General features: G+C 69.0%; 11 protein-coding genes. 8 read left to right on the plus strand and 3 right to left on the minus strand.

The window, feature by feature from the left end; all coding sequences use genetic code 11:
* Positions 1–3: 3 nt before the first annotated feature.
* A complete protein-coding gene (locus tag OV208_RS19815; protein ID WP_120544557.1) occupies positions 4–414 on the minus strand; it encodes a response regulator transcription factor in 411 nt (136 codons plus the stop codon).
* A gap of 245 nt (positions 415–659) precedes the next feature.
* Here OV208_RS19815 and OV208_RS19820 point away from each other — a divergent pair, with 245 nt between their 5' ends.
* Both OV208_RS19820 and OV208_RS19825 read left to right on the plus strand, forming a co-directional pair.
* Positions 660–2,111 carry a DEAD/DEAH box helicase family protein gene (locus OV208_RS19820; protein WP_267575403.1) on the plus strand — a complete coding sequence of 484 codons (1,452 nt, stop codon included), beginning with the start codon at positions 660–662 and terminating at the stop codon, positions 2,109–2,111.
* On the plus strand, positions 2,098–3,309 hold the full coding sequence (locus OV208_RS19825; RefSeq protein ID WP_267575404.1) for a DUF790 family protein: 1,212 nt from the start codon (positions 2,098–2,100) through the stop codon (positions 3,307–3,309). Before OV208_RS19820 ends, OV208_RS19825 begins: the two co-directional genes overlap by 14 nt.
* Before the next feature lie 24 nt (positions 3,310–3,333).
* Here OV208_RS19825 and OV208_RS19830 read toward each other — a convergent pair whose 3' ends face one another.
* On the minus strand, positions 3,334–3,699 hold the full coding sequence (locus tag OV208_RS19830) for a helix-turn-helix transcriptional regulator (protein ID WP_120544552.1): 366 nt from the start codon (positions 3,697–3,699) through the stop codon (positions 3,334–3,336).
* Positions 3,700–3,829: 130 nt separating this feature from the next.
* Between OV208_RS19830 and OV208_RS19835 the strand changes: the two genes are divergently transcribed.
* The 3 genes from OV208_RS19835 (at position 3,830) to OV208_RS19845 (ending at position 6,475) form a co-directional block, all read left to right on the plus strand.
* Entirely contained in the window at positions 3,830–4,192 is a 363-nt protein-coding gene (locus OV208_RS19835; RefSeq protein ID WP_267575405.1) for a response regulator transcription factor, read from the plus strand.
* A 68-nt stretch (positions 4,193–4,260) separates the two neighbouring features.
* Positions 4,261–5,091 carry a metallophosphoesterase family protein gene (locus OV208_RS19840; protein ID WP_267575406.1) on the plus strand — a complete coding sequence of 277 codons (831 nt, stop codon included), beginning with the start codon at positions 4,261–4,263 and terminating at the stop codon, positions 5,089–5,091.
* A 94-nt stretch (positions 5,092–5,185) separates the two neighbouring features.
* Positions 5,186–6,475, plus strand: a complete 1,290-nt coding sequence (locus tag OV208_RS19845; protein WP_267575407.1) for a DUF418 domain-containing protein — start codon at positions 5,186–5,188, stop codon at positions 6,473–6,475.
* A gap of 116 nt (positions 6,476–6,591) precedes the next feature.
* On the opposite strand, the gene OV208_RS19850 is transcribed toward OV208_RS19845, so the two are convergent.
* The gene (locus OV208_RS19850) at positions 6,592–8,847 is read right to left on the minus strand and encodes a M4 family metallopeptidase (RefSeq protein ID WP_267575408.1); all 2,256 of its coding nucleotides are present in this window, start codon (positions 8,845–8,847) and stop codon (positions 6,592–6,594) included.
* A gap of 413 nt (positions 8,848–9,260) precedes the next feature.
* On the opposite strand from OV208_RS19850, the gene OV208_RS19855 reads away from it, so the two are divergent.
* Genes OV208_RS19855 through OV208_RS19865 form a run of 3 tightly spaced genes read left to right on the plus strand, consistent with a single transcriptional unit; the run spans position 9,261 to position 14,990 of the window.
* Complete coding sequence (locus OV208_RS19855) at positions 9,261–12,239, plus strand: chemotaxis protein CheB (protein ID WP_267575409.1); 2,979 nt, start codon at positions 9,261–9,263, stop codon at positions 12,237–12,239.
* 58 nt (positions 12,240–12,297) lie between these two features.
* Positions 12,298–13,983 carry an ATP-binding protein gene (locus tag OV208_RS19860; RefSeq protein WP_267575410.1) on the plus strand — a complete coding sequence of 562 codons (1,686 nt, stop codon included), beginning with the start codon at positions 12,298–12,300 and terminating at the stop codon, positions 13,981–13,983.
* Between the two features lie 29 nt (positions 13,984–14,012).
* Complete coding sequence (locus OV208_RS19865; RefSeq protein WP_267575411.1) at positions 14,013–14,990, plus strand: NADPH:quinone oxidoreductase family protein; 978 nt, start codon at positions 14,013–14,015, stop codon at positions 14,988–14,990.
* Positions 14,991–15,034: the final 44 nt, after the last annotated feature.

The following is a 15,034-nucleotide window of genomic DNA, read 5'->3' on the forward strand; positions in this document are numbered from 1 at the left end:
GTGTCAGGCCCGGCCCACGGGCGGACGCAACAGGCGCAGCATGTGCTGGGCCAGCAGGTCGCGCACGGCCTGGAGCAGCGAGCCCATCAGGTGGTGCAGCGCCTCCGCGGTGTCGCCGTGCGCTTCCCGCAAGCGCTCGGAGCGACCGTCGAAGATGCGCAGCCGGCCGGGCACCAGCGAGATGACCGGCAGCGACGGGTGGCGCTTGCGCAGCAGGCCCAGGAACAACGGGTGGTCCTCGTCCGGGCGGCGCAGATCCACCACCACCAGGGCCGGCTTGTTCTCCGCGATGGAGGCGAAGGCGTCGTCCGGTTCTCCCGTGGCGGTCACCTCCACGTCCGGCTCCGCGTCCAGGAAGCGTCTCAGGAGCGTGCGCGACGCCAGATGCGGGCTGACGACGAGGACCCGCATCAGGAGGTCCACGCGAGGAAGGACGCGTGGAGCCCCCCGGCGAGCGGGGCGCGGCGAGCAGCGACAGGTGAAGTCCCGGGCATGAGCATGGTGCACGTAACGCCCCGGGCCCCTCCAAAGCAACCCGACCCGCGCTCCGAAGGCACGCCGTGCCTCCAGGCAGTCAATCGTCCGCGCCCGTGGCTTCTTCCGGACAAGTTGGCCACAGTGGCGCGGCGCCGTCCCACCCGCTAGTTCCCTTCCCGCGGATGTTCCCTGTCACGTCGGTTCCCGCACCCGCACACGAGCCCGCCATCGAGCCCCTTCCCGCCCCCCTCATCGAGCTGCACTACGACAGCGGCACGCTGGTGGCCCCGACGCTGCCCGAGGACGCGCGCCTGCTCGGGCTCTTCCAGAAGGACGCGCGCACGGGCGTCTTCCGCGCCCCCGCGCGCCACTACCGCGACGTCGTCATGCGCCTGCGCGAATGCGGGCTGCCGTACGAGGACCGGGCGAAGCGCTTCGAGCCGGTGGAGCTGCCCCTCAGCGTCCCCATCGAACCGTTCCCGCATCAGCGCGCGGCGCTGGATGCATGGACGCGCGCGGGAGGCCGCGGGCTGGTGGAATTGCCCACCGGCGCGGGCAAGACGCTGCTCGCGGTGCTGGCCATCGCGTGGGTGAAGCGGCCCACGCTGGTGGTGGTGCCCACGCTGGACCTGATGGCGCAGTGGCAGGGCGTGCTGGCGAAGTACTTCCCCGGCCCGGTGGGCATGGTGGGCGGTGGCGTCAACGACCGGCAGGCGCTCACGGTGACGACGTACGACTCCGCCGCGATGCAGATGGAGTTCACTGGCAACCGCTTCGGCCTGCTCATCTGCGACGAGTGCCACCACCTGCCCGCGCCCAGCTACCGCTTCATCGCCGAAGGCACGCTCGCCCCCTACCGCCTGGGCCTCACCGCGACGCTCGCGCGCGCCGACGGGGGCGAGCGCGTGTGCGAGGAGCTGATGGGCCCGCTGGTGCACCGCACCGGCATCGAGGAGCTCCAGGGCCAGTACCTGGCGCCCTATGAAGTCCGCCGCGTCGAGGTGCCGCTGACGCCCGACGAGAAGGCGCGCTACGACGAAGCGCGCGGCAGGTACCTCACCTTCGTGCGCAGGTTGGGCGTGCCGCTGGCGTCACCGGAGGGCTGGGCGCGCTTCCTCGCGCAGAGCCAGCGCAGCGACGAGGGCCGCGCGGCCTACCGGGGCTACCGGGAGCAGCGCCGCATCGCGCTCACCTCCAGCGGCAAGCTGGACGCGCTCTGGCGCATCCTCGTGGAGCACCGCGAGGACCGCGTCATCGTCTTCACCGATGACAACGAGACGGTCTACACGCTGGCCCGGAGGCTGCTCCTGCCCGCGCTCACGCACCACACACCGCTGCCGGAGCGCAAGGCGCTGCTGGCCGCGTTCGCGAGCGCGGAGCTGCCGGTGCTGCTCACCTCGCGCGTGCTCAACGAGGGCGTGGACGTGCCCGAGGCGCGCGTGGGCGTGGTGCTCAGCGGCAGCGGCAGCGTGCGCGAGCACGTGCAGCGCCTGGGCCGCATCCTGCGAAAGCGCCCCGACAAGCGCGCCATCCTGTACGAGGTCTGCTCCGCGCAGACCGCCGAGAGCGGCATCAGCGAGCGCCGCCGTCAGCACCGCGCCTACCAGGAGGGTCCTCCCGATGCTGACACGTGAACTGCTCGCCTCCCGCGTACGCGAAGGCATCCTGCGCCCGTCCTTCGTCAAGACGCATGATCCGTCCCTCCAGGCACTCGCGAAGGAGCTGCTCGCGGACGCGGAGTCCTTCCGGGGGCAGGCCCGCGACGACGTGGAGGAAGCCTTCGCCCTCAAGGCCGGGGCGTTCAGCCGCCCCAAGGTGGCGCGGGGCCTGGTGAAGCTGCTGATGGACCGGCTCCTCTTCGACGAGGCCGGCGAGGGCGCGCAGGAAGCGCGCTGGCGCACGCTGCTCGTGGGCGCGAAGGTGCTGCGGACCCTTTCTCCCGACACCACGCTGGAGGCCTACGAAGCCCTCCTCTCCAAAGCCCTGGACGCGCCGCTCGCGGACACCCGCGAGGCGCTGTACACGGACCTGCCCGGCAACCGGAAGCTGCTCGGCTGGGACGGTGAGGCGCTCACGCCGCAGGGCCTGTTGGATCGCTACAACCTGGCGCTCGCGCAGGGGCCGCTGCTCAACGCCCGACGTCTCACCCTGCGCGCGCGGGCACCGGAGCTCTTGCGCGTGCGCAAGCTGCTGCGCTGGCTGAAGTTCTGCCGGCTGGTGGCGGAGGTGCGCCGCGACGGCGAGGACTGGTCGCTGGAGGTGGAAGGCCCCGGCGCCATGCTGTCCCTCCAGAAGAAGTACGGCCTGCAGCTCGCGAGCTTCCTCTCGGTGGTGCCCATCCTGGAGCGCTGGGAGCTGTCCGCCGTGCTGGAGGACGCGCGCAAGAAGTCCACGCTCCAGTTGAGCCACGAGGACCCGCTGGTGTCGCCCCTCCCGGCCGCGCTGGGCCACGTGCCTCCGGAAGTCGCCGCGCTGTCGGAAGGCTTCGAGGACGCAGCCTGGGAGCTGGACCTCACGCCCCGGCCCCGCCACACCGGCGCCGCGGGCCTGTGCGTGCCCGACCTCACCTTCCGCCACCGGAAGACCGGGCACGAGGTGGCGCTGGAGCTGTTCCACCCGTGGCACGCGGGACCGCTGTCACGGCGGCTGTCGGAGCTGCGCGCGCGCCCGGACGCGGGACTGCTCCTGGGCGTGGACCGGGCGCTGGCGAAGGAAGCGGCGGAGCGGCAGGTGCTGGAAGAGCACCCGCAGGTGGTGCTCTTCAACGGCTTTCCCTCCGTCCGGAAGCTGCGCGAGCGGCTGGCGCGCTGGGACGACGCGGCACCCTCCTGAAGAGCGCCACGCGACGGGACAGCCTCAGCCCCGGGGTTTGAACTGCGCGGCCAGCACGCTGAGGATCCGGATGGAGCCGCGGTCCAGTTGCTTCGCGCGGCGAAGCAACCGGCGCAGCTCCGCGGACTCGCCGTAGTCGGACGGTGGCTCCGCGGCCCACTTCACGTCCTGCGACGGCTTGAGGCCCAGCGCCTCGTCCGCGGAAATGGACAGCACCACGCACAACCGCCGGAAGGTCTGGATGCTGGGCAGCATGTGGCCACGCTCCAGCCGCCCATAGACTTCACTCGCGATGCCGATGCGCTCCGCCACGTCCGCCTGGGTCAGGTTCAGGCGGGTGCGGGCGACGCGGGCCGCACCTCCAAGTCGGGATGCGAGGGTCTTTTCCATGGGGTCGTTAACCTACCGGGTTCGCCCATGTCGATATGACTTGAGAGGTTGGCTTCCAAGAACTTCCGGGGTAGGCTTGTCGCGACACAACCTCTTGCGTTACGTCTGTCTTCACCACCTGGTGGCCTTCATGCGCACGCGCTCCCCTTCCCTCCCCAGCTTCCTCTTCGTCGACGCGGATCCGCGCGCGCTCGCGGCCCTGCGGCGGTTAGTGAGGGAGCTCCCGGGCCTCAAGCGCTTCGCCCAGGACGTGCGCGAAGCGGTGCGGCTCATGCGCGAAGCGAAGCCGTCCGTGGTGGTGAGCGGCTACGGGCTGCCGGATGGCGACGGGCTGTGTCTGCTCGCGGGCGTGCGCGAGCGCCTCCCGGGCACCGCGTGCGCGCTGCACACCTCGCATCCGCCCACGCCCGCGCTGGAGGGCCGGGGCATCACCTGGATGGACCGCGCCGCCCCGCCGCAGCAGATGCTGGAGCTGCTCGCCTCCCTGGGCTGAAGCCGCGCCTCCCTGGGCGTTGCCGTGCCGCGCGGGGGCATGCGCGTTAAGGTACCGGCTTGCGCGCCATGAAGCTCTACGCCATCAGCGACCTGCACCTGCGTCACCCCGAAAACCACCAGGCCCTGGCCGCGCTCGCGCCACGTCCGGACGACTGGCTCATCGTCGGCGGCGACGTGGGCGAAACGCTCGCGGACATGGACCTGATGCTGCGCACGCTCACCGCGCGCTTCCGTCAGGTCGTCTGGGTGCCGGGCAACCACGAGCTGTGGTCCATGCCTTCGGAGCAGCCACCCCTGCGCGGTGAAGCCCGCTACCTGCGCATGGTGGACCTGTGCCACCGCTACGGCGCGCTCACGCCGGAGGACCCCTACCCGCGCTGGCCCGGCGACGGCCCCCACCGCGTCCTCGTCCCCATGTTCCTGGGCTACGACTACACCTTCCGCCCGGACACCGTGCCGGTGGAGAAGGCGCTGGAGTGGGCGTGGGAGGATGACCTGATGTGCACGGACGAGGTGCTGCTGCACCCGGAGCCCTACCCCACCCGTCAGGCCTGGTGTCACGCCCGCGTGGAGCGCACGCGCGCGCGCCTGGAGCGGCTGCCAGAGGGCGCCTCCACCATCCTCATCAACCACTACCCGCTCCGGTATGAGCACGTGCGGCTGCCGCGCATCCCGCGCTTCTCCATCTGGTGCGGCACGCGCCTCACCGAGGACTGGCACACCCGCTACCGCGCGGAGGTGGTGGTGACGGGACACCTGCACATGCCGGCCACGCTGTGGCGCGACGGCGTGCGCTTCGAAGAGGTGTCCCTGGGCTACCCCCAGCAGTGGCGCCACCGGGGCGGACTGGAGCGCTGCCTGCGCGAGGTTCTGCCCGGCCCGGAGAAATCCGCCTGACCTAGGGAAGCACCGCGGCAAGCCGAGCGCGTCCTCAGAGCAGGCCCCTGGGTACGTTTGACGGTGTCGAGGAGGCGGGCGTGTAGTTCACGCCATGCCCGAACCTTCCTCCGCTGGCCCCATCGACGTCTCCGAGCGCGTGCACCTGCTGGACGCCCTGCGCGGCTTCGCGCTGTGCGGCGTCTTCATCTCCAACAGCGTCACCTGGTTCAGCGGCCGTGCGCTCCTGCCGCGCGAACAGGCGCAGGCGCTGAACGCACCGCTGCTGGAGACGGTGGTCAGCGCGCTCTACGCCTTCTTCATCGACCAGAAGTTCGTCACCCTCTTCTCGTTCCTCTTCGGGCTGGGCTTTTCGCTGCAGATGTCGCGCGCGGAGGCCCGGGGTGCGTCCATCGTGCCGGTGTACCGGCGACGGCTGGGGGTGCTGCTGCTCATCGGCCTCACGCACATGTTCGCGCTGTGGGTGGGCGACATCCTCTCCACCTACGCGCTGGTGGGCTTCGTGCTGCTGCTGTTCCGCGAACGCTCGGACCGGACGGTGCTCACCTGGGTGGCGGTGCTCTTCGTCGCGCTGCCGCTCATCATCTCCTTCGCGCAGCGCTACGGCCCGGAGCTCCTGCACGGACAGGAGGAGGCGGCCCGCGCCGCGCAGGCGACCCGGGACGAGGACGCGGCGCACCGCGCGGCGCTGCTCGTGGGCCTGTCCAGCGATTCGGTGCTGACGTCCCAGCAGGCCAACGCGAAGTTCGCCTGGCAGAACCTGGCCACCCCCGGCCGCCCGCTGTGGATGTGCATCATCCTGGGCCGCTTCCTCGTGGGCCTGTGGGCCGGACGAAAGCGGCTGCTGGAGGATGTGGAGCGCCACCGGAAGCTGCTCCGCAAAATCCTCTTCTGGGGACTGGGGGTGGGCATCTCCGTGGCCACCCTGGCGCTGGTGCTCAACCTGAGGAACCGGGGCACGCCCATGCCGGTCAGCCCTCGGGCGTGGATGGTGGGCATGCGCACCCTCCGGGAGGTGGGCTACCTGTTCATGGGCCTGGGCTATGCGGCGGCCTTCGCGCTGCTCTTCCAGAAGGAGCGCGGGAAGAAGGTGCTGGGCGTGCTCGCGCCCGCGGGCCGCATGGCGTTGTCGCTGTACCTGATGCAGTCGCTGGTGAGCGTGTGGCTGTACGACGGCTGGGGCCTGGGATTCGTCGGGCACCTGCCCATGTCGCGCAGCGTGCTCCTGTCGCTGGGCGTCTTCTCGGTGCAGGTCGTCCTCGCGCACCTGTGGCTTTCGCGCTTCCGCTTCGGTCCGGCGGAGTGGGTGTGGCGCTCGCTCACCTACGGCCGCGCCCAGCCCATGCGGCTTGCTCCCGCGAATCCGGCGCGCACGGCGCACTGACTCCAGCGAGAGGAAGACGCAGGACAAAAAAGAACCCCGGGTCCCGCTGAGGAAAGCGGGAACCGGGGTCTGGAGGAGAGGGGCGCGGCATCAAGCCGCACCCCCTTCCGTGCGAACTACAGGGTCTTGTAGGACGCGCCGAACGTCGTCTTGATGTAGCCGTTCACGGTGGTGTCCACCAGGCTCGGCACGCCGACGATCGTGATGTAGTAGCGACCGGCAGGACGGTTGCGCAGCACGATGCTCTCCGTCGCGCTCTCCCTCACGCCACGGCCGATGTACGAGGTGGACGTGGGGGCCGCGCCGAACTGCACGTAGACGTCCGCGTTGCCCTCGCCCTCACCCAGCGCGATGGACAGCGTGTTGATGCCGGAGTCCAGCTTGTACTCGGGCATGTCGATGATGTAGGTGCGGCTGGAGCCTTCCACGCCCGAGAGGTTCTCGACGACGTACTCGTTGCCGATCTTCTCGAAGCCACCCTTCCAGGTGACGTTCAGGGTGGTGCCCGTGTAGCTGGTGAAGCCCTTGATCATCACGTACCAGATGGCTTCCGTGCCAGAGGTCGGGAAGGCGCAGACCTCCGCGTTGCCGGACTTGTACGGACGGCAGTCGTACAGCGAGTCCGTGGGGGCGTTGGCGCGACGGACGTAGAGGTCCGCGTCACCCGTGCCACCGGCCATCGTGAACGTCACGTCCGTGGCGCCCTCGGGGATCGTGATGGAGTAGTACTGCTTGCTGCCGGACGAACCGCCGATGCCCGTGACGGTCGTGCCCTTCTCGATCGGGGTGGTGACCGGGGGAGGAACCGGCACGCCGACGCCGACGGCCTTCCAGGCGTTACCCACCGAGGCAATCTCCGCCGCGGTGAAGCCCAGCTGCGCAGCGGCCTGCTCCGACGCGGTCTTCGCCGCTTCGAAGTTGGACGACGCGACCAGGATGTCCGTGTTGATCTTGTAGATGACCTTGGCGGCCTTCTCCAGACCGATGCCGGCGACGACCTGGGTCGTCTTGGCGCGGGGGTGCGTGCCACCCTGGGACATCAGGTAGAACGCCAGGTTGGAGATACCCGAGCTGTAGTGCACGTCCACGCCGGAGGAGTAGTCCGGGTAGTAGTCGAGCGAGTCCCCGTCCTTCGTGGGCTCGTCCATGTAGCGCAGGCCGTCACCCGGGATGCTGGGCGTCCAGACGTCGTCGCCGACGATCCAGGTGTTCGCGTCGATGACCTTGCCCTTGCCGTACCACTCGCACACCGCTCCGAAGATGTCGGAGAAGGACTCGTTGAGGCCACCGGACTCACCGGAGTAGGTGAGGTTGGACTCGGCCGAGGTCACCGCGTGCGTCAGCTCGTGCGCCGTCACGTCCAGCGAGTTCGCCAGGTTGGAGGCGTTCACGCCGTCGCCATCGCCGTACACCATCTGGGTGCCGTCCCAGTAGGCGTTGACGTAGTTGTTGCTGTAGTGGACGTAGCTCTTCAGCACCTTGCCGGCGTTGTCGTACGAATCGCGGCCGAACAGCTGGCTGTAGCAATTGTAGACGGTCCCGAGGTGGCCGTAGTTGTTGTTGACCACCGCGTCGGCGTGGGCCGGGTCGCCCTCGAAGCGCGCACGGACGCCCGTGGGCAGCGAGGTGCGGTGCTCCAGGTCACGCACTTCGCGGTTGAGCGCGGAGTGGATGTTCGGGCGGATCTCGAACACTTCGCCCGTCTTCGCGTTCACCAGCACCGTGTTGTCCACCGGCGTGGTGTCCTTCAGCTCGCCCTTGACGCGAACTTCGTACGTCAGGACCAGCTCGTTGCCCGAGCGGTGGTAGACGAGCTCGGGCTGGCCCTCGGTGGACGCGCGCTCAGGAGCGCTGCGGTCACCCGTCGCCGCGGCGATGGCCGCCTCGGCGGCGATGGTGGCCTTCGCCTCGCCCTTCAGGTCGCCACGGGCGTTCGTGTTCACCGCGAACACGCTGCCGTTGCGGGCATGCAGACGCACTTCCGCGTCGCGCACCAGGATGCCGTTGTGGGTCACGCCGTAACGGAAGTGCGTGTCACCGTCGAAGCCGACGTAGGCCTTCTTCAGGAACAGGTCGTTCGGATCCAGGCGGAACATCGGGGCGACGCCGGAGATGACCGGGGCCAGCTGCTGGGAAGCAGCGATGCCCTGGATGGCCGACGGCGCGGGAACAGAACCAAAGGAACCGGTGACGAAGGTGGGGACCGCGTCCGCGTCGGCAGCAACCACGTGCTGACCGGCCGACAGATTGGCGGAAGCCTTCTGGAGGTTGGAATCCTCCGTGTTCGCGGCAGGAGCGCCTTCGGTGCAGGCGCCAACCATCAGGGACAGTGCTGCGGCACCCAGGGCGCCGCGTACTCGCTTCTCGTACATGTAATCCTCCTGCTAAGTGGAAAGATTAGAAACGACAGTGTCACAAGAGAGGCGCGCATTTCAAGTACAGGCGAGAATTTTACGTATACGCCACTTCTCAGGAATTGAGAGTTCTCGCAACTGCTTGAAAATACGGAGGAACCCACGCCAACCGGGGGAAAACGAGCAATGCTTCGAACCTGACTAACCAGAACCTTCGGGTTTGAAGCATCTGTCGGTAGATGCGTGCATTAAGTGAACGCCGGGGAGAATTTGCCGTCTCATTTATTCCCGACCCGGGTGGGTCCTACATCACCGCTGATTGGCGCAAGGCCGTAGGGGACGGGTCAGCGCCCGGGTGCGCGGTGGGTTACACGGGGGGACAAGCACCCGCGCCGGCGTGAGGCCGCGCGACGGGCGCCGAAGGGATTCCCGTGAAGAAGCAGCCCCCTTCCCCCGTGCCGCCCCGCCCCCGCGAGGCGGAGCCGGGCGCGAAGACGTTCCTGGAGCGCTTCCCGGTGGTGGGGATTGGTGCCTCGGCGGGCGGCCTGCCGGCGTTCCTGGCCCTGCTGGAGCACCTGCCCACGCGGACGGGCATGGCGTTCGTGCTGGTGCAGCACCTGTCCCCCCAACATGAGAGCAGCCTCCCGCTGCTGCTGGGCCGTGCGACGGCGATGCCCGTGCTGGAGGCCACCGAGGGCCTCACGCTCACGCCGGATCACGTCTACGTGAACCCGCCGGGCGTCAGCCTGACGCTGGGACAGGGGGCGCTGCACCTGGGCCCTCCGGTTTCGTCCACGCAGGGCGTGCGGCTCATCGATGACTTCCTGACGTCGCTGTCGGAAGAGGCCCCGGGCCGGGCCATTGGCGTCATCCTCTCCGGCACGGGCTCCGACGGCACCCGGGGGTTGCAGGCCCTGCACGAGGCGGGCGGCACCACCCTGGCCCAGGAGCCGACGTCCGCGCACTTCGACGGCATGCCCCGGAGCGCCATCGCATCGGGCTTCGTGGACCACATCCTGCCGCCCGAGGGCATCGCGGTCACCCTGGCCCAGCTGGCCAACCTGGATCCACTGCCCACCCTGGCCCGGGCCCCGGGCGCGCTGCCCGCGCACGTGCTTCCCGAGGAGGAACTGCAGCGGGTCTTCCAGTTGCTGCGGGGGGCCACGGGCGTGGACTTCACGCACTACAAGCCCAGCACCATCCACCGGCGCCTGGAGCGACGGATGCAGTTGTGCAAGGTGGCGGACCTGGCGGCCTACCTCCGCCGGGTGGAGGAGCATCCGGAGGAGCTGGAGCTGCTCCACCAGGACCTGCTCATCCACGTCACCAGCTTCTTCCGGGACCCGGCCACCTTCGAAGCGCTCCAGCAGAAGGTCTTTCCGGAGCTGTTCCGGGACCGCCCTCCGCACATCCCCTTCCGCATCTGGATTCCGGGGTGCTCCACGGGCGAGGAGGTCTACTCGCTCCTCATGTGCCTGATGGAGTACCTGGGCGCGGCGGCGACGGGCACTCCCATCCAGGTCTTCGCGACGGACGTGAGCGGGACCGCCATCGAGCAGGCGCGCGCCGCCGTCTATCCGGAGTCCAGCGTGTCGGACCTTTCGCCCGAGCGCCTCCGCCGCTTCTTCGTGAGGACGGAGGGCGGCTACCAGATCCACAAGTCGCTGCGCAACGTATGCATCTTCGCGCAGCAGAACCTGGTGAGCGATCCGCCCTTCTCGCGGATGGACCTCATCAGCTGCCGCAACGTCCTCATCTACCTGGGTCCGGTGCTCCAGAAGAAGGTCCTGCCCATCTTCCACTATGCCCTGTGTCCCGGGGGCTTCCTGATGCTGGGCACGTCGGAGACGGTGGGCAGTTCCGCGGACCTGTTCTCCCTGGTGGACAAGCGCAACAAGCTCTACCGCAAGAAGAACGCGTCACCGCAGCCGAACCTCACCTTCACCTATCGGGAGTCCATGACGGAGCGGCCCCCCCATGCGCGACGGAAGCTGACGTCCGGTGTGATGGACCTGGATGCACAGCAGGAAGCGGACCGGTTGGTGCTTGCCCGCTACGGGCCCCCGGGCGTCATCGTCAACGAAGACCTGGAGATCCTCCACTTCCGGGGCCACACGGGGCCCTACCTCGAACCGCTCCCCGGGGTCGCGAGCCTCAACCTCATCAAGATGGCGCGGGAGGGGCTGGCGCTGGAGCTGAGAGCGGCCCTGCACCAGGCGAAGAAGAACGCCAGCCGGGTGCGCAAGGAGGGGCTGTTCCTCTCCGGGGGAGACCGCCCTCGCAAGATGAACCTGGAGGTGTACCCGCTGCGCTCGGCGCAGGCCGGGGTGGAGCACTGCTTCCTCGTGCTCTTCGAGGAGGTGCATGAGTCCTCCCCTCCCCCCACGCCCAATGGCCGCTCCGCCCCACAGGGCACCAGCGACGAGTCCGAGCGCGACCTCGAAGTGAAGCGGCTGCGCGAGGAGCTGCTCCTGACGCAGGAACACCTGCAGACGATCACCGAGGAGCAGGAGGCGACGTACGAAGAGCTGCGCTCCGCCACCGAGGAGCTCCAGTCCAGCAACGAGGAGCTCCAGTCCACCAACGAGGAGCTGGAGACCGCGAAGGAAGAGCTCCAGTCCACCAACGAGGAGCTCATCACCGTCAACGAGGAGCTTCAGAACCGCAACCACGAGCTCAGCCAGCTCAACGGCGACCTGAACAACCTGATTGGCAGCACCCATATCGCCACCGTGATGCTGGGCAACGACCACCGCATCCGCCGCTTCACCCCCATGGCGGAAGAGGTGCTGAAGCTGTCCGCCGCGGACATCGGGCGGTCCCTGCGCGAGGTAAAGCTGGCCCTGCCCCTGCCGGACCTGGAGTCCCTGGTGACCGAAGTCACCGAGCGCCTGGGCGTCATCGAGCAGGAGGTGCGCGACAACAACGGGCACTGGTACTCGCTGCGGCTGCGCCCCTACAAGTCGTTGGACAACAAAATTGAAGGCGCGGTGATGACGCTGTTGGACATCGACCGGCTCAAGTCCAGCCTGGATGAGTCGCGCCGCTCACGGGAGTACGCCAAGGCCATCGTGGAGACGATGCGGGAGCCCTTCCTGGTGCTGGACGCGGGCCTGCGTGTCATCAACGTCAACCCGGCCTTCTACTCCACCTTCCAGGTGAGCCAGGAGCAGACCCTGGGGCACACGCTCTACTCGCTCGGCAACGGCCAGTGGAACATCCCCCAGCTGCGCCACCTGTTGGAGGAGATATTGCCCCTGAACAAGCACCTGCAGGACTTCGTGATGGAGCACGACTTCGACACCATCGGGCACCGGCGAATGCTCCTCAACGCCCGGCAGCTCTCCAGTGAAACCACCGGGGTCCAATACATGCTGCTCTCCATCGAGGATATAACCCGGAGGACCTGACCCGGCGGATTGGGTGGGACAGCTTGGCGCGGGGGAGTCCATGGATGGACGGCGCGGGATGAAGCGGGCGGAGCTCACGCAGGCGCTGCACGCACTGGAGAGCAGTCCCAGCGCTCCAGATGAGCTGCGCGGGCTGCTGCGGGAGCTGCAACAGCACCAGTTGGAGCTGGAGGTGCAGAACCGCGAGTTGCAGGAAGCCCAGCAGGCGCTGGAGGAATCCCGCAACCGCTACATGGAGCTCTACGACTTCGCGCCCATGGCGTGCGTGAGCCTGGATGCGAACGGCTGCATCCAGGACTTGAACCTCACCGGCGCGAACCTGCTGGGCCAGAACCGTTCGTACCTGCAGGGGCTGCCCTTCACGCCCTTCGTGGATCCCACCCACGTGGGCCGCTTCTTCGGCCACCTGCGCCGGTGCATCGATGGGGAGACGGTGAGCACGGAGCTGCGGCTGAGGATCGCGCGGAGGCAGGTCGAGGTCCGCATGCTGAGCGCGCCCCTCGATGACGGCGGTTCCCAGGAGCGCATGTGCCGGACCGCCATCATCGACATCACGGAGCTGCGGCAGATGCAGGTGCGGCTGAGTCTGGCGGAACGACTGGCGGCGGTCGGAACACTCGCGGCGGGGATCGCCCACGAGGTCAACAATCCCCTGGCCTTCCTGATGGGCAGCCTGGGGCTGGCCACGCACGCGCTGCGGGCCCCGGCGCCGCCTTCGGTGGATCCGGAGCTGCTCGCCGTCGCACGCCATCACACGGGCGTGGCCCAGGCCCTGGAGGCCCTGACCCATGCGCAGGAAGGCGCCGAGCGCATCCAGGACATCGTCAAGGACCTGGGCACCTTCGCCCGCCCCACCGCGTCGCAGGAGCGGAGCATCGACGTCCAGCAGGTGCTGGAGCTGGCCCTGAAGATGGCCATGGTGGAGATCCGCCACCGGGCCCACGTCGTGCGGGACTACACCCCGGTCCCGGAGGTGGTCGCCGACAGCGTCCGGCTGGGACAGGTCTTCCTCAACCTGCTGGTGAACGCGGCCCAGGCAATCCCGGAGGGGATGGCCTCCCGCCATGAAATCCGCGTCCGGCTCCGGGCCTCCGACGAGAACGTGTTCGTGCACATCCAGGACACGGGCGCGGGTATCGCCCCGGACATCCTGGAGCACGTCTTCGATCCCTTCTTCACCACCAAGCAGTTGGGGCAGGGCCTGGGGCTGGGGCTCGCCATCAGCCACAGCCTGGTGTCGCAGATGAACGGCGGCATCACCGTGGACAGCGCCCCCGGACAGGGCAGCACCTTCACCGTCCGGCTTCCCGCGTCGCCGGCCGCGCGGCAGCTCCCCGTGCCGCCCCCGCCCACGACGCCCTCCCCCTCCCTTCCGCGAGGGAGGATCCTCATCGTGGATGACGAACGGTCCTTCGGACGGACCCTCCGCCTGATGCTGATGGACCTCCACGAGGTGACCTACACCCCCAGCGCGAAGGAGGCCCTGGGGTGGATCCGCGAGGGCCAGCGCTACGACGCCATCCTCTGCGACCTGATGATGGCGGAGGTAACGGGAAGGCAGCTCCATGAGGCGCTCCGTGAACAGTGGCCCGAGCAGGCCTCCCGCTTCATCTTCATGACGGGGGGCGCCTACACCCCCAGCTCCCGCGAGTTCGTGGAGCAGCTGACCCTGCCCCTCATCAATAAACCCTTCAGGCGCGAGACACTCGACGCGCTGCTGGTCCCCCTGCTCGCGCGCGCATGAACTAGCGTCCGCGCTTCGGGAGGCGACACATGCGCGCGCTACAGGTTCAGAAGCTCACGGGGCCGGACGGACTGGTGCTGGTGGACGTGCCGGAGCCGGAGGCCGGGGACGCGGTGCTCATCGACGTGGTGGCGGCCGGGGTCAGCTTTCCGGACCTGCTGCTGTCGCAGGGCAAGTACCAGATGAAGCCGGAGCTGCCCTTCGTGCCGGGCGTGGAGGTGGCGGGCGTGGTGCGCCAGGCGCCCCCGGGAGCGCGGGTGAAGGCCGGCGACCGGGTGATGGGGTTCTCCTTCACGCTGGGCGGCTTCGCGGAGGTCTGCGCGGTGGCGCCGGAGCTGGCGTTCCCCATTCCCCAGACGTGGAGCTTCGAGCAGGCCGCGGGGGTGGTGATGAACTACCACACGGCGCACTTCGCGCTGCACCGGCGCGGGCAGTTGAAGGCCGGGGAGACGGTGGTGGTGCACGGCGCGGCCGGCGGCGTGGGCACGGCGGCGGTGCAGGTGGCGAAGGGCGCGGGCGCGCGCGTGCTCGCGGTGGTGGGCGACGCGCGCAAGGCGGAGATGGCGAAGCGCGCGGGCGCGGACGTCACGTTGCTGGTGAATGACTGGACGACAGGGGTGCGCGAGGCCACGGACGGCCGGGGCGCGGACGTGGTGCTGGACGTGGTGGGCGGAGACATCTTCGACAAGAGCCTCAAGGTGCTCGCGCCGGAAGGCCGGCTGTTGGTGGTGGGCTTCGCCGGAGGACAGATTCCGTCGGTGGCCGTGAACCGGCTGCTCCTGCGCAACGTGTCCGTGGTGGGCGTGGCGTGGGGCGCGTTCCTGATGCACGGGCCCGAGCTGACGGCCACCACCGCGAAGGACCTGGAGGGGCTCGCCGAGCGCGGCATCTTGAATCCCCTGGTGGGCAGCGTCTTCCCACTGGAGGACGGCGCGAAGGCGCTGCGCGAGCTGGAGTCGCGCGCCGCCGTGGGCAAGGTCGTCCTCCAGGTGAAAAAGGCCGGCTGAAGCCAGGGCGGCATGGAGGGGGGCGCCCTTCAGTCCAGCGGCGC

Origin of the sequence: Corallococcus sp. bb12-1 (assembly GCF_026626765.1) — a bacterium.
Taxonomy (GTDB): domain Bacteria; phylum Myxococcota; class Myxococcia; order Myxococcales; family Myxococcaceae; genus Corallococcus; species Corallococcus terminator.

Bases quoted from the DNA above. Each gene is read 5' to 3' on its own strand.
- OV208_RS19820 (WP_267575403.1), top strand. From the start codon at position 660: ATGTTCCCTGTCACGTCGGTTCCCGCACCCGCACACGAGCCCGCCATC.
- OV208_RS19825 (WP_267575404.1), top strand. From the start codon at position 2,098: ATGCTGACACGTGAACTGCTCGCCTCCCGCGTACGCGAAGGCATCCTG.
- OV208_RS19830 (WP_120544552.1), bottom strand. From the start codon at position 3,699: ATGGAAAAGACCCTCGCATCCCGACTTGGAGGTGCGGCCCGCGTCGCC.
- OV208_RS19835 (WP_267575405.1), top strand. From the start codon at position 3,830: ATGCGCACGCGCTCCCCTTCCCTCCCCAGCTTCCTCTTCGTCGACGCG.
- OV208_RS19840 (WP_267575406.1), top strand. From the start codon at position 4,261: ATGAAGCTCTACGCCATCAGCGACCTGCACCTGCGTCACCCCGAAAAC.
- OV208_RS19845 (WP_267575407.1), top strand. From the start codon at position 5,186: ATGCCCGAACCTTCCTCCGCTGGCCCCATCGACGTCTCCGAGCGCGTG.
- OV208_RS19850 (WP_267575408.1), bottom strand. From the start codon at position 8,847: ATGTACGAGAAGCGAGTACGCGGCGCCCTGGGTGCCGCAGCACTGTCC.
- OV208_RS19860 (WP_267575410.1), top strand. From the start codon at position 12,298: ATGAAGCGGGCGGAGCTCACGCAGGCGCTGCACGCACTGGAGAGCAGT.
- OV208_RS19865 (WP_267575411.1), top strand. From the start codon at position 14,013: ATGCGCGCGCTACAGGTTCAGAAGCTCACGGGGCCGGACGGACTGGTG.